Annotated in this window: 19 protein-coding genes and 1 pseudogene; 8 read left to right on the top strand and 12 right to left on the bottom strand. The window is 75.3% G+C overall.

From position 1 onward, the window contains the following. Positions 1-186: 186 nt before the first annotated feature. Positions 187-3195, top strand: a complete 3009-nt coding sequence (gene gcvP, locus ACJTNH_RS06360) for an aminomethyl-transferring glycine dehydrogenase (protein WP_458173725.1) — start codon at positions 187-189, stop codon at positions 3193-3195. A 90-nt stretch (positions 3196-3285) separates the two neighbouring features. Here the strand turns inward: gcvP and coaA are convergent, their stop codons facing one another. Then, positions 3286-4248 carry a type I pantothenate kinase gene (gene coaA / locus ACJTNH_RS06355; RefSeq protein WP_458173723.1) on the bottom strand — a complete coding sequence of 321 codons (963 nt, stop codon included), beginning with the start codon at positions 4246-4248 and terminating at the stop codon, positions 3286-3288. Between the two features lie 90 nt (positions 4249-4338). Between coaA and ACJTNH_RS06350 the strand changes: the two genes are divergently transcribed. Next, complete coding sequence (locus tag ACJTNH_RS06350; protein ID WP_458173721.1) at positions 4339-5166, top strand: GNAT family N-acetyltransferase; 828 nt, start codon at positions 4339-4341, stop codon at positions 5164-5166. Between the two features lie 73 nt (positions 5167-5239). Here ACJTNH_RS06350 and ACJTNH_RS06345 read toward each other — a convergent pair whose 3' ends face one another. Then, positions 5240-5779, bottom strand: coding sequence for a YbhB/YbcL family Raf kinase inhibitor-like protein (locus tag ACJTNH_RS06345; RefSeq protein WP_458173719.1), 540 nt, complete (start codon positions 5777-5779; stop codon positions 5240-5242). A gap of 340 nt (positions 5780-6119) precedes the next feature. Here ACJTNH_RS06345 and ACJTNH_RS06340 point away from each other — a divergent pair, with 340 nt between their 5' ends. Next, the gene (locus ACJTNH_RS06340) at positions 6120-6851 is read left to right on the top strand and encodes an HAD family hydrolase (RefSeq protein ID WP_458173717.1); all 732 of its coding nucleotides are present in this window, start codon (positions 6120-6122) and stop codon (positions 6849-6851) included. Next, entirely contained in the window at positions 6848-9220 is a 2373-nt protein-coding gene (locus ACJTNH_RS06335; protein WP_458173715.1) for a glycoside hydrolase family 65 protein, read from the top strand. Before ACJTNH_RS06340 ends, ACJTNH_RS06335 begins: the two co-directional genes overlap by 4 nt. A gap of 94 nt (positions 9221-9314) precedes the next feature. Here ACJTNH_RS06335 and ACJTNH_RS06330 read toward each other — a convergent pair whose 3' ends face one another. Beyond that, positions 9315-10037 carry a M50 family metallopeptidase gene (locus ACJTNH_RS06330; protein ID WP_458173713.1) on the bottom strand — a complete coding sequence of 241 codons (723 nt, stop codon included), beginning with the start codon at positions 10035-10037 and terminating at the stop codon, positions 9315-9317. Positions 10038-10145: 108 nt separating this feature from the next. Between ACJTNH_RS06330 and ACJTNH_RS06325 the strand changes: the two genes are divergently transcribed. Beyond that, complete coding sequence (locus tag ACJTNH_RS06325; protein WP_458173711.1) at positions 10146-10763, top strand: antibiotic biosynthesis monooxygenase; 618 nt, start codon at positions 10146-10148, stop codon at positions 10761-10763. A 10-nt stretch (positions 10764-10773) separates the two neighbouring features. Here ACJTNH_RS06325 and ACJTNH_RS06320 read toward each other — a convergent pair whose 3' ends face one another. Genes ACJTNH_RS06320 through ACJTNH_RS06310 form a run of 3 tightly spaced genes read right to left on the bottom strand, consistent with a single transcriptional unit; the run spans position 10774 to position 12955 of the window. Further along, positions 10774-10938, bottom strand: coding sequence for a hypothetical protein (locus tag ACJTNH_RS06320; protein WP_458173709.1), 165 nt, complete (start codon positions 10936-10938; stop codon positions 10774-10776). Then, the gene (locus ACJTNH_RS06315) at positions 10938-11609 is read right to left on the bottom strand and encodes a response regulator (RefSeq protein ID WP_458173707.1); all 672 of its coding nucleotides are present in this window, start codon (positions 11607-11609) and stop codon (positions 10938-10940) included. The genes ACJTNH_RS06320 and ACJTNH_RS06315 overlap by 1 nt, the downstream gene beginning before the upstream one ends. Continuing rightward, on the bottom strand, positions 11606-12955 hold the full coding sequence (locus ACJTNH_RS06310; RefSeq protein WP_458173705.1) for a sensor histidine kinase: 1350 nt from the start codon (positions 12953-12955) through the stop codon (positions 11606-11608). Before ACJTNH_RS06310 ends, ACJTNH_RS06315 begins: the two co-directional genes overlap by 4 nt. A gap of 141 nt (positions 12956-13096) precedes the next feature. Between ACJTNH_RS06310 and ACJTNH_RS06305 the strand changes: the two are divergent. Together ACJTNH_RS06305 and ACJTNH_RS06300 are read left to right on the top strand one after the other, a co-directional pair. Beyond that, a pseudogene (locus ACJTNH_RS06305) lies at positions 13097-14008 on the top strand (ABC transporter ATP-binding protein). After that, complete coding sequence (locus ACJTNH_RS06300) at positions 14005-14790, top strand: hypothetical protein (protein ID WP_458173703.1); 786 nt, start codon at positions 14005-14007, stop codon at positions 14788-14790. Before ACJTNH_RS06305 ends, ACJTNH_RS06300 begins: the two are co-directional and overlap by 4 nt. Before the next feature lie 41 nt (positions 14791-14831). On the opposite strand, the gene ACJTNH_RS06295 is transcribed toward ACJTNH_RS06300, so the two are convergent. The 6 genes from ACJTNH_RS06295 to ACJTNH_RS06270 all read right to left on the bottom strand — a co-directional run bounded on the left by ACJTNH_RS06295 (position 14832) and on the right by ACJTNH_RS06270 (position 21943). Beyond that, positions 14832-16622 carry a glycoside hydrolase family 15 protein gene (locus ACJTNH_RS06295; protein ID WP_458173701.1) on the bottom strand — a complete coding sequence of 597 codons (1791 nt, stop codon included), beginning with the start codon at positions 16620-16622 and terminating at the stop codon, positions 14832-14834. A 142-nt stretch (positions 16623-16764) separates the two neighbouring features. After that, positions 16765-17490, bottom strand: a complete 726-nt coding sequence (locus tag ACJTNH_RS06290; RefSeq protein ID WP_458173699.1) for an ABC transporter ATP-binding protein — start codon at positions 17488-17490, stop codon at positions 16765-16767. Beyond that, positions 17484-18452, bottom strand: coding sequence for an ABC transporter ATP-binding protein (locus ACJTNH_RS06285; protein WP_458173697.1), 969 nt, complete (start codon positions 18450-18452; stop codon positions 17484-17486). The genes ACJTNH_RS06290 and ACJTNH_RS06285 overlap by 7 nt, the downstream gene beginning before the upstream one ends. Continuing rightward, complete coding sequence (locus tag ACJTNH_RS06280; protein WP_458173695.1) at positions 18449-19270, bottom strand: ABC transporter permease; 822 nt, start codon at positions 19268-19270, stop codon at positions 18449-18451. The genes ACJTNH_RS06285 and ACJTNH_RS06280 overlap by 4 nt, the downstream gene beginning before the upstream one ends. After that, positions 19263-20351 (bottom strand): ABC transporter permease, encoded by a 1089-nt coding sequence (locus ACJTNH_RS06275; RefSeq protein ID WP_458173693.1) that lies wholly within the window; start codon positions 20349-20351, stop codon positions 19263-19265. Before ACJTNH_RS06275 ends, ACJTNH_RS06280 begins: the two co-directional genes overlap by 8 nt. Further along, positions 20318-21943: an ABC transporter substrate-binding protein gene (locus tag ACJTNH_RS06270; RefSeq protein WP_458173691.1), complete on the bottom strand. Its 1626-nt coding sequence runs from the start codon at positions 21941-21943 to the stop codon at positions 20318-20320. Before ACJTNH_RS06270 ends, ACJTNH_RS06275 begins: the two co-directional genes overlap by 34 nt. A gap of 236 nt (positions 21944-22179) precedes the next feature. On the opposite strand from ACJTNH_RS06270, the gene ACJTNH_RS06265 reads away from it, so the two are divergent. Then, a complete protein-coding gene (locus ACJTNH_RS06265) occupies positions 22180-22734 on the top strand; it encodes an isochorismatase family protein (protein ID WP_458173689.1) in 555 nt (184 codons plus the stop codon). Positions 22735-22770: the final 36 nt, after the last annotated feature.

Here is a 22770-nt window from a genome sequence, read left to right as displayed (position 1 = left end):
GAGGCTCGTCCCGAGCGTGCGAGGGATGAGGAGGACGGGGTCCTCCCACTCGCGGCGGCCCCCGGAGAGGGGGTCGGGCCGCACCATGCCGGGTGCGTCGGCGCGCGCCGCGGTACGGCGCCGGCCCGCCGACCGGTCCCGCGCGACTCGGCCGGAGGCCGCTGAGCCGCTGGTAGCGTCGTTGCAGTGGGCGACCTGAACTCTGGCTCTGACGGACTCCGCACCGAGGCGCTGCCCTCGCTCGCCGAGCTGAGCACGCAGGGGTCGTTCGCGGCCCGGCACATCGGCCCGCGACCGGACGACACCGCGGCGATGCTCGAGGTCGTGGGCCACGACTCGCTCGCCGCACTCGCCGACGCCTGCGTGCCCGAGGGGGTCCGCGACCGGACGCCGCTGGACCTCCCCGCCGCCGCCGACGAGGCCACCGTGCTCGCCGAGCTGCGCGAGCGCGCCGCGGCGAACGAGGTGTTCACCTCGCTGATCGGCCTGGGGTACAGCGGCACGATCACCCCGACGGTCATCCAGCGGAACATCCTGGAGAACCCGGCCTGGTACACCGCCTACACGCCCTACCAGCCCGAGATCAGCCAGGGCCGGCTCGAGGCGCTGATCAACTTCCAGACGATGGTCGCCGACCTCACCGGGCTGCCGGTGGCCGGCGCCTCGATGCTGGACGAGGCGACCGCCGCCGCCGAGGCGATGACCCTGGTCCGCCGGGCCGGCCGGGCCAAGGTCGACGCCGTGTTCGTCGTCGACGCAGACACGCTGCCGCAGACCCTCGCGGTGCTCCGCACCCGGGCCGAGCCGCTGGGCATCGGCCTGCACGTCACCGACCTGTCCGGTGGCTGGCCCACCGACCTGCCCGAAGCGGGGGCCTTCGGCGTGCTGCTGGCGCACCCCGGTGCCAGCGGGGCGGTGCGTGACCACCGGGCGCTGGCCGAGGCCGCCCACCAGGCCGGGGCCGCCGTCGTCGTCGCCGCCGACCTGCTCGCCCTGACGCTGCTCGAGGCGCCGGGGGAGTGGGGCGCCGACGTCGCCTGCGGCACCACCCAGCGCTTCGGCGTCCCGATGGGCTACGGCGGCCCGCACGCCGGCTACCTCGCCGTCCGGGAGGGCCTGGCCCGCCAGCTGCCCGGCCGGCTGGTCGGGGTGTCGGTGGACGCCGACGGGGACGTCGCCTACCGCCTGGCGCTGCAGACCCGTGAGCAGCACATCCGCCGCGAGAAGGCGACCAGCAACATCTGCACCGCGCAGGTGCTGCTGGCCATCATGGCCGGCGCCTACGCCGTCTACCACGGGCCCGAGGGGCTCACCGCCATCGCGGCCCGCGTGCACCGGACGGCGCTGGCGCTGGCCACGTGGCTGCGCGCCGGCGGGCTGTCGCTGGTGCACGAGGAGTTCTTCGACACCCTCAGCGTCTCGGTGCCCGGGCGGGCCGACGAGGTCGTCGCCGCGGCCGCCGCGCGCCGGGTCAACCTGCGCCGGGTCGACGCCGACACCGTCGCGGTCGCCGTCGACGAGACCACCACGCTGCCGACGCTGGAGCTCGTGGCCGAGGCCTTCGGTGTCGCCGCCGACCACGCCGTGCTCGACGACGGTGGCGCCGACGCCCTGCCCGCTGCGCTGCGCCGCCGCACCCAGTTCCTGACCCACCCGGTGTTCAGCGAGCACCGGTCGGAGACGGCGATGCTTCGCTACCTGCGCCGGCTCTCGGACAAGGACCTCGCGCTGGACCGCACGATGATCCCGCTGGGCTCCTGCACGATGAAGCTCAACGCCGCCACCGAGATGGCCGCCATCACCTGGCCGGAGTTCGCCGGCCTGCACCCCTTCGCCCCGGTCGAGCAGGCCCGCGGCTACGCCCAGCTGATCGGCGAGCTCTGCGACGGGCTGGCCGAGGTCACCGGCTACGCCGCGGTCAGCGTGCAGCCCAACGCCGGCTCGCAGGGCGAGTTCGCCGGGCTGATGGCCATCCGCGCCTACCACCACAGCCGGGGTGACGAGCACCGCGACGTCTGCCTCATCCCGTCCTCGGCGCACGGCACGAACGCCGCCAGCGCGGTCATGGCCGGGATGCGGGTCGTGGTCGTCGCCTGCGACGAGGCCGGCAACGTCGACCTCGCCGACCTGCGCGCCAAGGTCGACGCGCACGCCGATCGGCTCGCCGCGATCATGATCACCTACCCTTCGACCCACGGGGTGTTCGAGGTCGAGGTGCAGGAGATCTGCGCCGCGGTGCACGACGCCGGCGGGCAGGTCTACGTCGACGGCGCGAACCTCAACGCCCTGGTGGGGCTGGCCAAGCCGGGCCGGTTCGGCTCCGACGTGAGCCACCTGAACCTGCACAAGACCTTCTGCATCCCGCACGGCGGCGGTGGCCCCGGCGTCGGGCCGATCGGCGTCCGGGAGCACCTGGTGCCCTTCCTGCCCGGCCACCCGCTGGTGGAGACCGGCGGCACCGGCGCCCCGATCTCCGGTGCCCCCTGGGGCTCGGCGGGGATCCTGCCGATCTCCTGGGCCTACCTGCGGCTGATGGGCCCCGACGGGCTGCTCAAGGCCACCGAGCACGCGATCCTGGCCGCCAACTACGTGGCCGAGCGGCTGCGGCCGCACTACCCGGTGCTCTACACCGGTGCCACCGGCCTGGTGGCGCACGAGTGCATCCTGGACATCCGGCCGCTGACCAAGGCCACCGGCGTCACCAACGACGACATCGCCAAGCGGCTGATCGACTTCGGGTTCCACGCGCCGACGATGAGCTTCCCGGTCGCCGGGACGCTGATGGTGGAGCCGACCGAGAGCGAGGACAGGGCCGAGCTCGACCGGTTCGTGGAGGCCATGGTGCACATCCGCGGCGAGATCGAGAAGGTCGCCACCGGGGAGTACGACCGCACCGACAACCCGCTGCGCAACGCCCCGCACACGCTGCAGATGCTGGCGGGGGAGTGGGATCGGCCCTACCCGCGCGAGGTGGCCGTGTACCCGGTGCGCCGGCTGGTGGGCCGCGGCTACCTGTCGCCGGTGCGCCGGATCGACGGTGCCTACGGCGACCGCAACCTCGTCTGCTCCTGCCCCTCACCGGAGGCGTTCGAGGAGCCGCACGAGGAGCACCCGCCGGTGGCCGCCGAGCCCTCCCGGGCGCAGGGCGCCCCGGACGACCTCGGCACCACGCTGGACGTCGTCGGCCAGAGCTGACCGCGGCGGCGTCCCGGGCCGGCGGCAGGGCGACCGGGCGCAGGGTCCCAGCGGCAGTCGAGCGCCGACGTGGTCGTCGGCTCCTGGGGCTCAGAGCTTGCGCAGCAGCACCCGGCGCACCGAGTGGTCGGCCGCCTTCTGCAGCACCAGCCGGGCACGCGAGCGGGTCGGGGCGATGTTCAGCCGCAGGTTCGGCTCGTTGACCGCCGACCAGATGCCGAGCGCGGTCGTCGTCGCCTCCTCGTCGGTCAGGTCGGCGAAGCGGTGGAAGTAGGCGCTGGTGTCCTGGAACGCGGTGCGACGCAGGGCCAGGAAGCGCTCGACGTACCACTGCGAGATGTCGTGTTCGGTGGCGTCGACGTAGACGGAGAAGTCGAAGAAGTCGGAGAGGAAGACCTCCGGCACCCGCCCGTTGGCCCGCCCGCCGGCCTGCAGCACGTTCAGCCCCTCGAGGACCAGCACGTCGGGGGAGTCGACCACCTGCCGCTCGCCGGGCAGCACGTCGTAGGAGGAGTGCGAGTACAGCGGGGCGCTGACCGCCGGCTTGCCCGACTTCACGTCGGCCATGAACCGCAGCAGGGCCCGCCGGTCGTAGCTCTCCGGGAACCCCTTGCGGCCCAGCAGGCCACGGGACTCCAGGACGGCGTTGGGCAGCAGGAAGCCGTCGGTCGTGACCAGGTCGACCCGCGGCGTGTCGGGCGCGGCGGCCAGCAGCGCCTGCAGCAGCCGGGCGGTGGTGCTCTTGCCGACCGCGACGCTGCCGGCGACCGCGATCACGAAGGGCACCTTCTCGGTGCGCGCCCCCAGGAACTGGGTCTGTGCCGCCCACAGCCGCCGGCTGGCGGTGACGTGCAGGTGCAGCAGCCGGGCCAGCGGCAGGTACACGGTGGCGACCTCGTCCAGGTCGATCCGGTCGCCGAGGGTGGCCAGCGCCCGCACGTCGGCGTCGTCCAGCGGCAGCTCGCCGCCGGCCGCCAGCGCCCGCCACGACGCGCGGTCGAAGGCGGTGAAGGGCGAGACCTGCGCTCGCGTTCCGGCCGTCACGGCGCCCATGGTGCCGCCTGCCCGCCCCGAGCCCCCCGACGGGGTGGTCCCGGCCGCCGGGTAGGCGGTCCGGAGCGGCGGGGCGTCTAGGGTCTGAGCGTGTCGTCGACCGGCTTGCTGGACCGGATCGAGCGCTACTTCGCGCTCGCTCCGCTGTCGGACGCCCAGGTGCACACCGTCGGTGCGCTCCAGGTGCCGATCGGGTCGCCGGAGTGGCCCTACCCGGCCCGCCCGCTCCCGGGCCAGGAGGCCGAGGTCACCGAGGCCGACGTGCGAGCCGCCGTGGAGCTGCAGGAGCGGTCCGGGCTGCCCGCGTCGCTGGAGTGGCTCGGCGACCGCTGCCGGGGCCTGGCCTCGGTGGCGCGGTCGGCCGGCCTGCGGGTCGAGGAGCTGCCGCTGCTGGTGGCCGCCGACCCGGTCTCGGTGCTGCTGCCGAGTGAGGTGCGGCTGTTCCTGGTCGGTGCCGACGACCCACGGCTGGGTCTCTACCAGCGGCTGATCGCGCTGGCGTTCGCCGGTGGCCCCGTACCGGACGGCGAGCCGGCGCAGGGCGTCCCCGACGTCGCGCGGCACGACCCGGGCCCGGCGGAGGTGCCGCCCACGGAGGTGCTCCGGGAGCGGGTGGCGTCGGGGCGCACGGTGATGATGGTGGCCGTCGACGACGGCCAGCCGGTCGCGATCGGCTCGCACCAGCCGGTGGACGTCGGCGGCACCGAGGTCAGCGAGGTGGTCGGCGTGGTCACGCTGCCCCGTTTCCGCGGGCGCGGGCTCGGCGCGGGGCTCACCTCCGCGCTGGTCGAGCACGCGCAGCAGACCGCGGACCTGGTCTTCCTCTCCGCCGGGGACGACGACGTCGCCCGGGTGTACGAGCGGGCGGGGTTCGCCCGGATCGCCACCAGCTGCGTCGCGGAGCGCCCGGCCGGCTGAACCGGCCGGGCGCCGGGCGGCCCGGGGCGACGCCCGGCCGGCCGGGACGGGTGGTCCGCCCCGGCCGGTGGGTTCACTCGATGTCGAACGTGCCCACGATCGTGCCGCGGGCCAGGGTGTGGCTGAACAGGTTGAAGCCCAGGTAGGCCGGGGTGGCCTCGGCCGGCACCCCGAGGTCGGCGGTGTCCAGCGCGTGGACCACGACGTAGTAGTGGTGCGTGCCGTGGCCGGCCGGGGGAGCGGCGCCGACGAAGCCGGCGAACCCGGCGTCGTTGCGCAGCTGCACCGCGCCCTCGGGGAGGCCGCCGTCGGCGGCGCCGCGGGGCAGGTCGGTCACCGAGGCCGGGATGCCGGCCACGGCCCAGTGCCAGAAGCCGCTGGCCGTGGGGGCGTCCGGGTCGTAGACGGTGACCGCGAAGCCGCGCGTCTGCTCGGGGAAGCCGGACCAGCTCAGCTGCGGGGACACGTCCTCGCCACCCGGCACGCCCATCTTGCCGCTGGCGTGCGGAGCGGGGAGGCGTTCGCCGGAGCTGATGTCGGTGCTGGTGACCGTGAAGCTCGGGACCTGCGGGAGGAAGTCGTACGGGTTGGGCGGGGTCGGTCGACCGGCCATGCCGGGTCCTCCTCGGGGACGGGGTGGGCTGGCCCGTGGGCCAGTGCGGCAGGGGGCCGCACGCGCTCCCGACCCTAGGCAGCGGCGCCGGCCCCTGCCCGGTCACCGGCCCACGGCCCCGCCGACACCCTCCGGTACGACCGTTATCCCCAACATTGAGCCGGCCAACGCACCCGCCGTCCCCGACCCAGGGGACCAGCTCACCTCGGCAGAGGGGACGCCCTCCGGGCGGGCGGCAAGGACCTCGGGCGGGCGCCGGGCCGGCCACCGGACGGGCGGGGGAGCGGGGGAGCGGGGGCTCGACGGGTCGACGCGGCGACGCCGACGTAGCGTGTCGGGCGTGCTGGGACTCCCCGAAGACATCCGGGCCTGCTTGTTCGACCTCGACGGGGTCCTGACCCAGACGGCGAAGGTGCACCAGGCTGCCTGGAAGCGCACCTTCGACGAGTTCCTCCGGGCCCAGGACCCGTCGGCGGCCGAGTTCAGCGCCGAGGACTACAACCGCTTCGTCGACGGCAAGCCGCGCAAGGACGGCGTCCGCGACTTCCTCGCCAGCCGCGGCATCACCCTGCCCGAGGGCAGCGACGACGACCCGGCCGACGCCCCCACCGTCGCCGGCGTCGCCACCCGCAAGAACCAGCTGATCCTGGCCGAGCTCGACGAGCACGGCGTCCAGGTCTACGAGGGGTCGATGCGCTACCTGCGGGCGGCCAAGGAGGCCGGGCTGGCCACCGCCGTGGTGACCGCCTCGGCCAACGGCGAGAGCGTGGTCGCCGCCGGTGGCTTCGCCGACCTGATCGACACCCGGGTGGACGGCGTCGTCGCCGCCGAGCAGGGGCTGCGCGGCAAGCCGGCCCCGGACACGTTCCTCGCCGGTGCCCGCGTCCTGGGTGTCGCCCCGGCGCAGGCAGCGGTCTTCGAGGACGCCCTCTCCGGGGTGGCCGCCGGCCGGGCCGGTGGGTTCGGCTTCGTCGTCGGCGTCGACCGGGTCGGGCAGGCGGCGGGGCTGCGGGAGCAGGGCGCCGACGTCGTCGTCGCCGACCTCGACGAGCTGCTGACGGAGATCCGGTGACCGAGGGGCGCGCGCACTTCGCCGTCGAGCCCTGGTCGCTCACCGAGGTGGGCATCGACCTGGCCTCGCTGGGTGTGAACGAGTCGGTGTTCGCCCTCGCCAACGGGCACATCGGGATGCGCGGGACGCTGGACGAGGGGGAGCCCACCGTCGTCCCGGGCACGTACCTCAACGGCTTCTTCGAGGAGCGGCCGCTGCCCTACGCCGAGGCCGGCTACGGCTTCCCCGAGCAGGGGCAGACCGTGGTCAACGTGACCGACGGCAAGCTCATCCGGCTGCTGGTGGGGGACACCCCGCTGGACCTGCAGTACGGCGACGTGGTCGGGCACCGGCGGACGCTGGACCTGCGCAACGGGGTGCTCCGGCGGGTGACCGAGTGGCGGGGCCCCAGCGGTCGCCAGGTGCGGGTGACCAGCACCCGGCTGGTGTCGCTGACCCGCCGGTCGATCGCCGCCGTCGAGTACGAGGTCGAGTGCACCGACGACCAGGGCGACCTCTACATCGCGCTGCAGTCGGACCTGCTGGCCAACGAGCAGGTCACCACGACCGAGTCCGACGACCCGCGGGCCGCCGCGGCGATGACCCGGCCGCTGCAGTCGGAGCTGCACGTGGGTCGTGGCCGGCACGCCGTCCTGGTGCACCGGACGCGGCGCAGCAAGCTGCGGATGGCCGCCGGGATGGACCACGAGGTCGACGTCCCCGACTCGGCCACCGAGGAGCTGGAGACCTCACCGGACCTGGCGCGCTACACCCTCGCCGCCCGGCTGCCGGCCGGCTCGAAGCTGCGGTTGGTCAAGTACCTGGCGTACGGCTGGTCCAGCCGCCGGTCGGCAGCCGCCGTCCGCGACCAGGTGGAGGGGGCGCTGGCCACCGCCAAGCTGGCCGGCTGGGAGCGGCTGGCGCGCGAGCAGCGCGAGCTGCTGGACCGGCACTGGGACGAGGCCGACGTCGAGATCGAGGGCGACGACGAGCTGCAGCAGGCCGTGCGGGTCGGCATGTTCCACGTCCTGCAGGCCGGGCTGCGCGCCGAGCGCCAGCCGATCCCGGCCAAGGGGCTGACCGGCGACGGGTACGACGGGCACACGTTCTGGGACACCGAGACCTACGTGCTGCCGGTGCTCACCTACACCGCCCCCGGCGCCGTCCGGGACGCCCTGCTGTGGCGGCACTCCATCCTGGACGCCGCCCGCGAACGGGCCCGGCAGCTGGGCCACGACGGCGCGGCCTTCCCGTGGCGGACCATCCGCGGGGAGGAGACGTCGGGGTACTGGCCGGCCGGGACGGCGGCCTTCCACATCAACGCCGACATCGCCGACGCCGTCGCCCGGTACACCGCGGCCACCCAGGACGACGTCTTCGACCGCGACTACGGCACCGAGCTGCTGGTGGAGACCGCCCGGCTGTGGGCCTCGCTGGGCCACTTCGACGACGGGCGGGGCTTCCGGATCGACGGGGTGACCGGCCCGGACGAGTACACCGCCGTGGTGGACAACAACGTCTACACGAACCTGATGGCGCAGCGGAACCTGCGCGAGGCCGTCGCCGCCGTCGGCCGCCAGCCCGACACCGCCGCACGGCTGCAGGTGGGGGCGGACGAGGTCGACCTCTGGACCCGGGCCGCCGACGCGATGCGGGTGCCGTTCAACGCCGACCTCGGGGTGCACGAGCAGTCCGAGGGCTTCACCCACCACCAGGAGTGGGACTTCGAGGGCACCCTGCCCGACCAGTACCCGCTGCTGCTGCACTTCCCCTACTTCGACATCTACCGCAAGCAGGTGGTCAAGCAGGCCGACCTGGTGATGGCGCTGCACCTGCGGGGAGACGCGTTCACCCTCGAGGAGAAGATCGCCGACTTCGCCTACTACGAGGCCCGGACGGTGCGCGACTCCTCCCTCTCCGCCGCGGTGCAGGCGGTGATCGCCGCGGAGACCGGTCACCTGTCGCTGGCCTACGACTACTGGGGCGAGGCCGCGCTGACCGACCTGCAGAACCTGCACGGCAACAGCGGCCACGGACTGCACATCGCCTCGCTGGCCGGGGGCTGGATGGTCGCCGTCGGCGGGTTCGGCGGGATGCGCGACCACGGTGGCCGGCTGACCTTCGCCCCCCGGCTGCCGCCGCGGCTGAGCCGACTGCGGTTCCGGGTGGCGTTCCAGGGGCGCTGCGTGTCGGTGACCATCACCCCGGAGAAGGCCACCTACCGGCTGGTGCACGGTGACGACCCGCTGGAGATCGCCCACCACGGCACCCCGTTCCTGGTCACCCCCGAGGGCCAGGAGCTGGAGATCCCACCGGCGCCGGACGTCGCTCCGGTGCACCAGCCGCCGCACGCAGCACCCCGGCGCCGCCACCGCCCCACCAGCGACTGAACAAGGACCCCGTCGCCCCCCACGCCTCGCAGGCTCGGCGCGGGGCCCTGCGACGGGGCCGGTAGGGCGCCGTTCGGGGCTGGGGGACCCTGGGTCAGGGGAGGACGGCGGAGGCGTGGAGGAGCCACCAGGCGCCGAGGAGGAGGGCGCCGACGTCGACCAGCAGGAAGACGGCCACCCAGGCCAGGCCCGGCAGGCCGGTGAGGCGGGCCAGCTGGTCGGCGTCGGAGTCCCGGGCCGAGCCCGAGCGGCGCTTGGCCTGCAGCTCCAGCACCGTCTTCGGTGCGGCCAGCAGCAGGAACCAGGTGACGACGTGGGCGAACACCGCCTGGCCGGTGGCGGGCAGCCACCAGGTGGCGGCGAAGACCAGGGCGCCGGTGACCAGCACCGACCACAGCCCGTACCAGTTGCGGATCTGCACCAGCAGCAGCGCGAGCAGCAGGAGCAGTGCCCACAGCAGGCCGATCGCGTGCCCGGCCGCCAGCAGCGCCGCGGCGCCCAGGCCGAACAGCCCGGGCCCGGTGTAGCCCGCGGCCGCGGTCAGCACCATCCCGGGCCCGGTCGGCCGCCCGGCCGAGACGGTGACGCCGGAGGTGTCCGAGTGCAGCCGGATGCCGGCCAGCCGCCGGCCGGTGACCAGGGCGGCCAGGCCGTGCGCACCCTCGTGCGCGATGGTCACCGAGTGCCGGGCCCGCGACCACAGCGCCCGCGACCACACCACGGCGGCGGCGAGCACGGCGGTGAGCACGAGCAGCCCGCCCGGGAGCGGGGGAGAGGACGCGGTGACCTGGTCCCAGAACGAGCTGACGGCGTCCACCCGCTGATCGTGACCAGCGCAGCTGTGCGCCGGCCCAGCGCCACGCCGCAGCGCGGGTGGTGAGGGACCCGACATCCCGCCGTCATCCGGAGCAGCGATCCTGGGTGCATGGAGAGCACTGCCCCGGCGCCGGCGCTCGCGGAGACCCCGCAGCTGCCGGTGACCGTCTCGTTCACCCGGCGGGCCGACCCGGCCCACGCGGTGGAGATGACCGCCTGGATCCAGGCGGGACTGACGATGGCCGAGGACTTCCCCGGGTTCCTCGGCGGTGGCTGGGTCCGCCCACGCCACGATGCCGACGAGTGGCACATGCTGTGCCGCTTCGACTCACCGGCCAGCCTGGCCGCCTGGGAGGCCAGCCCGCAGCGGCGCTGGTGGCTCGGTTCGGCCCAGGGCCTGGCCGAGATGACCCGCACCGAGCGGCGCACCGGGATCGAGGGCTGGTTCGACCCGCCGGTCGAGGCGGCCACCGAGCTGCCGCAGGCGGTGAGCCCGCCGGCCGCTCCGCCGCGCTGGAAGCAGGCGACGACGATCTGGCTGGTCTTCTTCCCGCTGAACCTGCTGGCCACGGTCACCCTCGGTGCGCTGCTGGCCGACCTGCACGTCGTCCTGCGGGTCGCGGTGATGACGCTGACGCTCACCCCGGTGATGACCTACCTGCTGCTGCCGTGGGTGACCCGGCGGCTGGAGTGGTGGCTGCGCGGTCGGCACTGGCGCGACCGCTGAGGCCCGGGCGTCAGTCGTCCCCGTGCCGCCGCTGCCACCAGGTGCCGACGACGAACACCAGGACGCCCAGGCCGACCGCGACCACCGCCTGCCAGACCGGGTCGGACACCAGGGCGTAGAACCAGCCGAACGTCCCGCTGCCGCCCGCCGCGCTGGTCAGCTCGAGGGCGGCCATCAGACCAGGTCCGCGTCGTGGGTGAGCAGGGCGATCTGCACCCGGTTGGTCAGCTCCAGCTTCACCAGCAGCCGGGAGACGTGCGCCTTGACCGTGGCGACGCTGAGGTACAGCTCGGCGCCCACCTGGGCGTTGGACAGGCCGCGGCCGATGGCGACGGCGACCTCCCGCTCGCGGTCGCTGAGCAGGTCCAGCCGCGCCCGGGCCAGCGTCCGGCGGTCGTCGCCGGGGGCCGCCGGTCCGGCCGTGGCCACGTGCGCCATCAGCCGGCGCGTGACGGTGGGGGAGAGCATCGGCTCGCCGGCGGCGACCCGGCGGACGGCGTCGACGATCGCCGCCGGCGGGGTGTCCTTGAGCAGGAAGCCGCTGGCCCCGGCCCGCAGGGCGCGCAGCACCTGGTCGTCGGCGTCGAAGGTGGTCAGCACGATCACCTCCGGTGCGTCGCGCTGCTGGCTGAGCTGCTCGGTGGCGGTGAGCCCGTCGGTGCGCGGCATCCGGATGTCCATCAGGACGACGTCGGGGGACGTCCGTGCCACGGCCGCCGGCACCTCGGCGCCGTCGGCCGCCTCACCGACCAGCGTCAGGTCGTCGGCACCGCCGAGCACCATCGCCAGGGCCGCACGGACCAGCGGGTCGTCGTCGACGACGAGCACCCGGACCGGGGCGGTCACGCTGGTTGCCCGGCGGGCTGCACCGCCGGCTGCGCGGCCGGCCAGGGCAGCTCGGCGCGCAGCCGGTACTCCCCGTCGTGCGTCCAGCCGTGCGCCAGGTGCCCGCCGGCCAGGCTGACCCGCTCCAGCAGCCCGACCAGGCCGGTGCCGCCCCCCGGCAGCGGGGCGGCGTTCTCCCCGCCGGTGGGCGCCGGGTTGCGCAGCTCCACGACCAGGCCGGCGCCCGGGCCGCCCTCGAGCAGCACCGTCGCCACGGTGCCGGGAGCGTGCTTGCGCACGTTGGTCAGCCCCTCCTGCACCACCCGGTAGGCGCTGCGGCCGACCCCGCTGGGGACGGCGGCGAGCTCGGGCACCCGGTACTCCGCGCGCACCCGCACCCCGGCCCGCCGGCTCTCCTCGACCAGCACCGGCACGTCGGCCAGTGTCGGCTGCGGCCGGGTGCCGGGGTCGCCGTCCCCGCCGTGGCGGAGCACCCCGATCACCTCGCGGAGGTCCTCCAGCGCCTGCCGGGCGCTGGCCCGCACGACGCCGGCGGCCTGGGCGACCTCGGCCGGGGAGGCGTCGGGCCGGAACTCCAGCGCGCCGGCGTGCATGCTCAGCAGCGAGAGCCGGTGGGCCAGCACGTCGTGCATCTCCCGGGCGATCCGGGTGCGCTCGGTGTCCCGGGCCTGCTCGACCCGCAGCTGCTGCTCGGTCTCGGCGCGCACCGCGCGCTCCTGGAGGGAGAGCACCAGCTGGCGGCGGGCCCGGACGAACATGCCCCAGGCCACGACCGCGGCGGTCACCACCACGCCGAAGCCGGCCACCACCGCGTCCGGGATGTCGGGGACGGGGCGCAGCACGCAGTAGACCGCGAAACCGGCGAGCTGCACCGTGGCCACGACCAGCACCGTCGGCAGCCGCCGGTGCACGGCGACGGTGAACAGGGCGATCATCACCGCGACGCTGCCCATGTCGGAGAAGGAGCCGATCGCCGCGAGCAGCAGCGCGACCTGCACCGGCCACCGGCGCCGCCACCACAGCAGCAGGCAGCCCAGCGAACCGGCGACCAGGTCGGCGAGGACCAGCAGGCCCGAGGGCGGCGACGGCTCCTCCAGGGCGACCCCGATGAAGACCATGCCCCCGGCGACGGAGAGCAGGAAGCACGCCAGGTCCACGGCCCAGTCCCGCAGTGAACGGCGGACCCGGTGCCGGCCGGCCGTGGAGGTGGCGGAGTCCGGGCCCCGCTCGGGCGAGCCGGGCTGCCCGAGCAGCTGGGCCGGCACCAGCGAGGGGTGCTCGACGCCGGTGCCGACGTCCGTGCCGGGTCGTCCGGCGTCCTGCCCTGGTCGGATGGCGACGCTCACCCGGACGAGGCTACGGACGGGAGCCTGTCCCCGGAACCGACCAAGGTCTGCCCTCGGGCGGGTCCGCGCCCCGGCCCGGTGGGCAGATCGTCGACCAAAGACGGATGTGCCGGGCCGGGGGAGGGGAGCAGGGTCGGCGCCATGATCACGATCGAGCACCTGACGAAGAGGTACGGCGCGCAGGTCGCCGTCTCCGACGTCTCCTTCACCTGCCGACCGGGCACGGTCACCGGCTTCCTGGGCCCCAACGGAGCCGGCAAGTCCACCACGATGCGGACACTGGTCGGGCTGGCCGACCCGACCAGCGGCACCGCGACCATCGACGGCAAGCACTACCGCGAGCTGCCCAACGCCGGGCGCCAGGTCGGCGTGCTGCTCGACGCCGGCGCGCAGCACGCCGGCCGCACCGGCCGGGAGGTGCTCACCCTGTCGGCGAAGGTCCTGGGCGTCGGATAGGAGCGGGTCGACGAGGTCCTCGGCCGGGTGGGCCTGGCCGGTCGCCCGGCGGGCAAGCGCCTGGGCAACTACTCCCTCGGCATGCGCCAGCGGCTGGGCCTGGCGACCGCGCTGCTCGGTGACCCGCAGGTGCTGGTGCTCGACGAGCCGGCCAACGGCCTGGACCCCGAGGGCATCTTCTGGATGCGCGGCCTGCTGCGCGGCTTCGCCGACCGCGGCGGCACGGTGCTGCTCTCCTCGCACCTGCTGCACGAGGTCGAGGCGGTCGCCGACCAGCTGGTGGTCATCGCCGGTGGGCGGATCGTCGCCCAGGGCAGCAAGTCCGAGCTGCTGGCGGGCACCGGGGGCACGCTGGTGCGCGGGCCGGACCGGGCCCTGCTCGTCAAGGCGCTGGAGGTGGCCGGCATCGGCGTCGCACCCGGCCCGGACGACGCGCTGGTCGCCGACGCCGAGCCCCTCGCCGTCGGTCAGGCGGTGGCCGCCGCCGGCGTCGTCCTCACCGAGCTGCGCCCGGCCGGCGGAGGCGGGCTGGAGGACCTCTTCCGCTCCCTCACCGGCACCGGCGGCGACCAGCAGGTGCAGGAGGTGCTGGCATGAGCACCGCGACCCTGGACGCCGACCGTCCCCGCACCGGCACCGCGCCCAGCGCGCCGTCCATGCTCACGCTGACGCGGGTCGAGCTGCGCAAGTCCCACGACACCCGCGCCGGTCGCTGGCTGCTGATCGTGATCGGGCTGGCCGTGCTCGCCGTCGTCGCGCTCTCCCTGTTCGTCGAGGACGCGCCGAAGACGTTCACCGACCACTTCACCTTCACCCAGCTGCCGGTCAGCATCCTGCTGCCGGTGCTGGGCATCCTGCTGGTCACCAGCGAGTGGTCCCAGCGCACCGCGATGACGACGTTCACCCTGGTGCCGCGTCGCTCCCGGGTGCTCGTCGCCAAGGTCCTCGCCGCCACGGTGCTGGCCCTGCTCGGCGTGCTCGCCGCGGCCCTGGCCTCCGCGCTCGCCACGCTGCTGACCCCGGTCGTCACCGACCTGGACAGCGACTGGGGGATCAGTGGTGCGCTGGTGGGCCAGGTGGCCGCCGTCCAGGTGGTGAGCGTGCTGGCCGGTGTCGCGTTCGGCATGCTGCTGCTCAGCTCGCCGCTGGCGATCGTCCTGTACTTCGTCCTGCCGACGGTGTTCACCCTCCTGGTGAACCTCGTGTCGGCGCTGGACTGGGTGCGTGACTGGCTGGACCTCTCGACCACCTCGATGCCGCTGTTCGAGGGGGACGTCGACGCGCAGGGCTGGCTGCAGTTCGGCACCTCGGTGGCGCTGTGGGTGCTGCTGCCGATGACCCTCGGCTGGCTGCGGATCCAGCGGTCCGAGATCGCCTGACCTCCCGGTCGGCGGCGGGGGAACGCCCGCCGCCGACCGGTTCAGGCGTGCTCGCCGGGCATCCGCACCCCGCCGCTGAGGTGGCGGGCGGTGTTGACCAGGCCGACGTGGCTGAACGCCTGCGGGGTGTTGCCCAGGTGCCGCCCGGTCCGCGGGTCGTACTCCTCGCTCATCAGCCCCAGGTCGTTGCCCAGCCCGAGCAGCCGCTCGAAGAGCTCGCGGGCCTCGGTGGTGCGGCCGATGCCGTTGAGCGCGTCGGCGAGCCAGAAGCTGCACAGCAGGAACGGCGCCTCGTCACCCGGCAGTCCGTCGACCCGGCCGTCGGCGTGCGTGTGGTACCTGAGCAGGAAGCCGTCGGAGGTCAGCTCGCGCTGCACCGCCTCCACGGTGCCGACGACCCGCTCGTCGTCCCAGGGCAGGAAGCCGACCTGGGGGATGAGCAGCAGCGCGGCGTCCAGGCCCTGCGAGCCGTAGAACTGGGTGAAGGTGCGCCGCTCGGGGTCGTACCCGCGGGCGCAGACGTCGTCGTGGATCCGCTGCCGCAGCTCCCGCCACCGGTCGACCGGCCCGTCCAGGCCGTGCCGCTCCACCGCCTCGATCGCGCCGTTGACCCCGGCCCAGGCCAGCACCTTGGAGTGCACGAAGTGCCGGGGCTCGCCGCGGACCTCCCACAGGCTGCTGTCCGGGGTGTCCCAGACGCCCTCCAGGAAGGCCAGCAGCTCCTTCTGCACCGCCCAGGCGTCCGCGGTGGGGGAGAGGCCGGACTCCCGGGCCAGGTGCAGCCCGTCGAGCAGCTCGCCCCAGACGTCGAGCTGGAACTGCCCGGCGGCGGCGTTGCCCACCCGCACCGGGGCCGAGCCCTCGTAGCCGGGCAGCCAGGGCAGCTCGTACTCCGGGATCCGCCGGGAGCCGTCCAGGGCGTACATGATCCGCAGGTCCGCGGGGTCGCCGGCGACGGCGCGCAGCAGCCACTCCCGCCAGGCGCGCGCCTCCTCCAGGTACCCGGTGCCCAGCAGCGCCTGCAGGGTGAACGCCGCGTCGCGCAGCCAGCAGTACCGGTAGTCCCAGTTGCGGCTGCCGCCCAGCTCCTCCGGCAACGAGGTGGTCGCGGCGGCGACGATGCCGCCGGTGGGCCGGTAGGTGAGCGCCTTGAGGGTGATCAGCGAGCGGCGGACCGCCGGGGCCCACTCGCCGTCGTAGGTGCAGTGGCCGATCCACTCGGCCCAGAACGCCTCCGTGCCGGCCAGCGCCTCCTCGGCGTCCACCGGCTCGGGCGGCGGCAGGTGCGAGGCGGAGTGGGTCAGCACGAACGGGACGCGCTCGCCGGCGGTGACCTCGAACTCGGCGGTGGTGGTGTGGTCCTGCCCGTGCAACTGCACCGGCGTCGCCAGCGACACCGCGTCCGGGCCGGCGACGGCGACCAGGTCGCCGTCCACCGTGCGCACCCAGGGCACCAGGTGGCCGTAGTCGAACCGCAGCACCAGGTCCAGCCGCATCGGCACCCGGCCCGAGACGCCCTCCACGATCCGGACGACGTCGGCGCTCTGCCCGCGCGGGGGCATCAGGTCGATGACCCGCACCGTCCCGGTCGGGGTCTCCCACTCGGTCTCCAGCACCAGCGAGTCGCCGCGGTACCGCCGCCGGGTGCAGCTGCCCCCGCCGGCCGGGGCGAGCCGCCACCGCCCGTTGCGCTCGTCGCCGAGCAGCGCGGCGAAGCAGGCCGCCGAGTCGAAGGACGGCAGGCACAGCCAGTCGATCGAGCCGTCCTTGCCGACCAGCGCCGCGGTCTGCAGGTCCCCGATCAGTCCGTAGTCCTCGATCCGGCTGGGCATGGGCAGGTCCTCTCGGTCGGGGATGGCGCGGGGGCGGTGCGGCGTCGTCCCGGCGCCTGCTGCCCGGCGGCACCTCGGGTGCCGCTCGCCACGGCGGGGAAGTGGCCCGGCGGCGCGGGGCCACCGGGCGCGCCGTCCCTGACTACCAGTGCTCGGGGGTGCCCGCACCCGCGGCGCGGTGCGCCGCACCGCCGGCCGACGCGGCCGTCAGCCGCACGGTCCGGTCGGCCCAGGCGGCCAGCAGGTCCTCGTCGTGGCTGATCGCCAGCACCCCGAGCCGGCCGGTCGCGACGTCGTCCCGCAGTGCGGCGACGAGCGCCGCGGCGCTGGAGGCGTCCAGCATCGCGGTCATCTCGTCGCAGATCAGGTACCGCGGCTGCTGGGCCAGCGCCCGGGCCAGGCAGGCGCGCTGCAGCTGCCCGTCGCTGACCTCGTGCGCGCGGCGGGGGAGCAGGTCGGCGGTCAGGCCCACCCGCTCGGCCAGCTCGGCCACCCGCCGGTCGCGCAGCGCGGTGCCCCGCCGGCCCGCGGTCGGCGTCCCGGGCACCCGCAGCGGCTCGGCGACCACCGCGGCCAGCGGGAGCCGCGGGTCGACCGACAGCCGCGGTGACTGGAACACCATGCCGACGGTGCCGCGCAGCTCCCGCGGCACCCGGTACCGCACGCCGGTGACCGGCACCCCGTCCACCGCCACCGCGCCGGACCACGGGGCCAGCAGCATGCCCAGCACCCGGGCCAGCGTCGACTTGCCGCTGCCGCTGGGCCCGGCCAGCCCGACCACCTCACCGGGGGCCACCGACAGCTCCGTGCCGTCGAGCACCGGCACGCCCGGGCGGTGCCCGACGACGATCCCGCGGCCGGTCAGCACGACGTGACCGCCAGGGGACGGCACCGGGCCGAGCGGAGGCCCCCGCCGTGCAGCGCCCCGCCGTCGCAGCGGCCCGCCTCCGGGCGGCGGGCGTGGTAGGCGCAGCCGGCGGGGAGGTCGGTCAGCTCAGGGGGGTGGCCGGGGATGGGCACCAGTCCGCCGGCCGGCAGTGCACCGAGCAGGTCCCGGGTGTAGTCGTGCGCCGGCGCGGCCAGCACCGCGGCGGCCGGGCCGGTCTCCATCAGCCGGCTGGCGTACATCACCGCCAGGTCGTCGGCGACCTCCGGGGCGCGCAGCAGCCCACCGAGGTCGTGGGTGATCAGCAGCACCGCGCAGCCGGCGTCGGCGACCGTGCGCAGCAGCTGCAGCGTGCGGTCGGCCAGCGGGCGGTCCAGCCCGGCGGTCGGCTCGTCGGCCAGCACCACCGCGGGGTCGCCGGCCAGTGCCAGGGCCACCACGACCCGCTGCGCCATGCCCCCGGAGAGCTCGTGCGGGAACAGGTCGAGCTGGTGCGGGGCCAGCCCGACCCGGTCGGCCAGCTCGTCGGCGCGGGCCCGCGGGTCGACGCCGGGCGTCAGCTCCCGCACCGTCTCCTCCAGCTGGCTGCGGGCGGTGCGCACCGGGGTGAGCGAGGTCGCCGCCGACTGCGGCACCAGGGCCACCCGGCGGCCGCGCACCTCCCGGCCGACCACCCGCTCGTCGGCGGTCAGGACGTCGACCGGCGTGCTCCCGCCCAGCACGGCCGAACCGGTGACGACGGCGTTGCCGGGCAGCAGCCGGAGCAGCGCCGAGGCCAGCACCGACTTGCCGCAGCCGCTCTCGCCGACCAGCGCCAGCACCCGGCCGGCGTGCAGGTCGAAGGAGACGTCGGTGGCGGCGTGCACGACCCGGCGCGGTGCGCGGCGGCGACCGGGCAGCGGGAAGCGGACGGTCAGGTCACGGACCGTCAGGGCCGGGGTCACAGCGTGGCCTCCGCCCGGCGGGGGAGGGCCACCCGGTCGCGCAGCCCCGAGCCGACCGCCGCCACGGCGAGCGTGGCGAGCACCAGGCCGAGGGCGGGGAAGACCAGCGTCCACCAGCCGCCCAGCAGCAGCGAGCTGCGCGCCTCCTCCAGCAGCGTGCCCAGGCTGGCGCGGTGCGGCGGCAGCCCGAGCCCCAGGAAGCTCAGCGTCGACTCGTGCCAGACGGCGTGCGGCAGCAGCAGCACCGCGGCGACCAGCGCCTGGGGGAGCGCGGCGGGCAGCAGGTGCCGGTGCACCACCCGCCAGCGGGTGGCCCCGCCGAGCACCGCGGCGTCGACGTGCGGCCGGTCGCGCAGCGACAGCACCTCCGACCGCACGATCCGGGCCACCTGCGTCCAGTGGGTCAGCGCGATCGAGGCGATGATCGCCACCAGGCTGCCGCGGAACAACGCCACCAGCACGATGCCCAGCAGCAGGTGCGGCACCGCGTTGACCCCGTCGACCACCCGCATGGCCAGCCGGTCGACCCAGCCGCCGGCGACCGCCGACAGCGCGCCGACCAGCGCACCGATCACCGTCGACAGCACCGCGCACACCGCCGCGATCAGCAGCGACACCCGCAGCCCGGCCGCGGTGCGCACGAACAGGTCGCGGCCGGCGGAGTCGGTGCCGAACAGGTGCGCCCAGGACGGCGCCTGCCGGGCCGCCGCGAAGTCGGTGACCCGGTCGTCGACCCCGGCCACCCACGGCACCAGCACCGCGTAGGCGGCCAGTCCGGCCAGCACCGCAACGCCCACCACCAGCCGCCGGTCACCCATCTGCGGCCACGCGGGGGTCCAGCAGCACGTAGGCGACGTCGGCGACCAGGGAGCCGACGAGCACGGCCACCGTGGTCAGCAGGGTCAGGAAGGCCAGCAGCGGGAAGTCGAGCTCGGTCGCCGAGGTGACCACCGCCTGCGCCAGCCCCGGCCAGCTGAACACCTCCTCGACCAGCACCGCCCCGACCACCAGCTCCGGCAGCCGGGCGCCGAGGAGGGTCACGAACGGCAGCAGGGCGGTGGGCAGCGCGTGCCGCGCCACCACGGTCCGCTCGGCCAGCCCCCGGGCCCGGGCGCCGGTGACGTGGTCCTCGGTCAGCGCCCGCAGCAGCGACTGGCGCACGTTGAGCAGCAGCCACGGCAGCTGGCTGAGCGCCAGCACCAGCGCCGGCAGCACCAGGTGCCGGGCGACCTGGCCGACGGAGAGGTCGGCGCCGGCGTCGGTCAGCCCCGCGACCGGCAGCCACGCCAGCCCGATGCCGAACACCGCCACCGCGCCGAGCGCCACCACGAACGGCGGCAGCCCCTGGAGCAGCAGGCAGCCGGGGGTCACCAGCCGGTCGACCCAGCCGCCGCGGTGCGCCGCCGTCCAGGTCCCCAGCCCCAGGGCCAGGACGACGGCGAGCAGCAGGGCGACCGCCACCAGCAGCAGCGTCCAGGGCAGCCGCTCGGCCAGCACGTCGGCCACCGGCTGGCCGAACGACCGCGACGTCCCGAGGTCTCCGGTGACCAGGTGACCCAGCCAGGAGAGGTACTGCTCGAACCAGGGGCGGTCGGTGCCCAGCTGTGCGGCGAGGTCGTCCTGCGCGGCCTGGCTGGCGGTCAGGTAGCGGTCGCCGAGGTAGCCGGCCAGCGGGTCGAACGGGGAGGCCGCCGCGGCCGCGAAGACGCCGACGGAGACGGCCAGCACCACCGGGACGGCGAACAGCAGCCGCCGGCCGGCCATCCGGGCCGCGGCGGCCCGCCGGGACCGGTCGCGGCCCTTCGCGCCGGCGGGCGCCGGGGGCGTCTCCGCCGGGGCGTCGCCCAGCAGCGGGGGAGCGGTCGTCACCCGGCCGGCCGCCACTCGCGCAGGTTCCACCACGGGCCCCAGCTCACCCCGTGCGAGTGCGGCTCGAGCACCGGCTCGGTGCCGGTCCAGTCGCCGTCCCGCATGACGTAGACGTGCTCGAGGAAGACCAGCATCACCGCCGGGGGAGCGGCGACGAACTCCCGCTGCACCTCCTGGTAGGCCGCCGTCCGCACCGCCGGGTCGGTGCTGCGCCGGCCCTCGTCCAGCGCCGCGTCCACCGCGGGGTTCGCGTAGTCGCTCGGGTTGTCGAACGGGCCGCCGACGCCGTCCTGGGTGTAGACGCTGTGCAGCGCCGCGTACAGCTGGGTGTCCGGGTCGTAGGGCACGTCACCGCCGCCGAGCAGCCCGGCGTCCACCGGGATCCGCGGCCGGAACTGCGGCCGGTCGACGGCCTCCAGGTCGACCTCGACGCCGACGGCCAACGCGTCGGAGGCGAAGGCCTGCGCGAGGTCGCGGCGCAGCGTCTCCTCCGGGAAGTACATGAGCGTGAACTCCGCCCGGACGCCGTCCCGCACCCGGACGCCGTCCTCACCCGGCGCCCAGCCGGCCTCGTCGAGCAGCTGCCGCGCCAGGTCGGGGTCGTGGGTGAAGGTGGCGTCGGGGGCGTGGGCCTCACCCAGCACCTCGGGCACCGGGGTGTACGCGGGCACGCCGTGGCCGCCGAGGATCGACTCGACCATCGCGTCCCGGTCGACGGCGTGGTTGAGCGCCAGCCGGACCGCCGGGTCACCGGTCACCGGGTCGCCGGCGGGCAGCGAGACCGAGCGGGTGTCGGCGCTGGGGTGGCCGACCACGCTGAGCCCGTCGGTCTCGGCGAGGGTGTCGGCCAGCAGCGGCGGCAGCGTCGTGCCGTCGAACTCGCCGCTGGCCATCCGCTGCGCGCGGGTGTTGTCGTCGGGCACGTAGACGACGACCAGCTCCTCGACCTCCGGCTCGCCGTCCCAGTACTCCGGGTTCGCGGTGTAGACGGTGCGGTCGCCCCGCCGCTCGGTGAGCAGGTAGGGGCCGGTGCCGATCGGCTCGGTGTTCAGCGCCGACTCCTCGGCGGGCCCCGGGACGGCGAGCGCCTCGGCGGGGGCGATGCCCAGCAGCAGCTTGGTCGGGAACGCCGCGTAGGGGTAGGCCAGCCGGAACTGCACGGTCTGCTCGTCGACGGCGGTGACCTCGGCGACCATCGCGTAGTTCGTGGCGATGGGGGAGGCCGACGCCGGGTCGAGCACGGCCTCGTAGGTGGCCACCACGTCCTCGGCGCCGAAGCTCGTGCCGTCGGAGAACTCGACCCCGGTGCGCAGCGGCACGGTCCAGGTGGTGCCCGCCTCGTCGACCGTGGGCAGCTCGGCGGCCAGCGCCGGTTCCAGCTCGGGCAGGCCGGAGCCGCCCTGCAGCCGGACGAGGCCGTCGTAGACCTTGGAGTAGCCGGTCTCGCCGTGCCCGGCCACCGGGTTGAGGGCCTCGGGCTCGTAGGCGTCGGCCAGCACCAGGCGGCGGGACTGCTCGGCGTCGCCGTCGCCGGCCGAGCCGGGGGCGCTGCAGCCGGCCAGTGCGGTGAGGGCGGCCAGGCCCAGGCCCAGGACGGCGGGGCGGACGTGCTGCGGGGTCAACGAGGTGCTCCGATCGGGCGGTCCGCGGACGGTGTTGTTGCGAGCTGTTCGCAGAACCTAGTTGTTGCCCGTGGCTTGCAACAAGCCGACCGGATGGCGACCAGGTGAACGATCGGCGCCCGGCCCCGGTTCGGGCCGGTGCGACCGTGCGGAGGCGCGGGCCGGCCGATCCCGTCGGTGGCCGGGTCTAGCGTGCGCGGTGTCGCACCACCCGCCGACCAGCAGGGGAGACCGCCATGACCACGCTGCCCGATCGACCGAACACCGCCCTGGTCGTCATCGACGTCCAGCAGGGCGTCGTGGCGGAGGCGCCCCGGCGCGACGAGGTGGTCACCAGCATCGGCTCGCTGGTCGACCGGGCGCGTGGCGAGGGCGTGCCCGTGGTCTGGGTGCAGCACTCCGACGAGGAGCTGGTGCGGGGGAGCGACGACTGGCAGTACGTGCCCGAGCTGGTCCGGGCGGAGTCCGAGCCGCTGGTGCACAAGTCGTTCGGTGACTCGTTCGAGGGCACCGACCTGGAGAGCGTGCTCGCCGCCGCCGGTGTCGGCCGGCTGGTCGTGGCCGGCGCCGAGTCCGACGCCTGCATCCGGTCGACCATCCACGGGGCGTTCACCCGCGGCTACGACGTGACGCTGGTGGGCGACGCGCACACCGCGGGGGACAAGAGCGCCTGGGGCGCGCCGCCGGCCGAGCAGGTCATCGCGCACACCAACCTGTACTGGCAGTTCCAGGCAGCCCCCGGTCGCACCGCGGCCGTCGTCGACGCCCACGAGGTCACCTTCAGCGGCTGAGGGCACCACCCGCGCCGTCGGGCCGGCCGCGCGCTG

It is taken from the genome of Modestobacter lacusdianchii (genome assembly GCF_054177765.1).
Note: the sequence above shows the minus strand (reverse complement) of the source record. Positions and strands in the feature narration are given on the sequence as shown.

Coding starts and splice junctions, on each gene's coding strand:
- coaA (WP_458173723.1), bottom strand. CDS start 4,248: ATGGGCGCCGTGACGGCCGGAACGCGAGCGCAGGTCTCGCCCTTCACC.
- ACJTNH_RS06345 (WP_458173719.1), bottom strand. CDS start 5,779: ATGGCCGGTCGACCGACCCCGCCCAACCCGTACGACTTCCTCCCGCAG.
- ACJTNH_RS06325 (WP_458173711.1), top strand. CDS start 10,146: ATGGAGAGCACTGCCCCGGCGCCGGCGCTCGCGGAGACCCCGCAGCTG.
- ACJTNH_RS06320 (WP_458173709.1), bottom strand. CDS start 10,938: ATGGCCGCCCTCGAGCTGACCAGCGCGGCGGGCGGCAGCGGGACGTTC.
- ACJTNH_RS06300 (WP_458173703.1), top strand. CDS start 14,005: ATGAGCACCGCGACCCTGGACGCCGACCGTCCCCGCACCGGCACCGCG.
- ACJTNH_RS06295 (WP_458173701.1), bottom strand. CDS start 16,622: ATGCCCAGCCGGATCGAGGACTACGGACTGATCGGGGACCTGCAGACC.
- ACJTNH_RS06280 (WP_458173695.1), bottom strand. CDS start 19,270: ATGGGTGACCGGCGGCTGGTGGTGGGCGTTGCGGTGCTGGCCGGACTG.
- ACJTNH_RS06265 (WP_458173689.1), top strand. CDS start 22,180: ATGACCACGCTGCCCGATCGACCGAACACCGCCCTGGTCGTCATCGAC.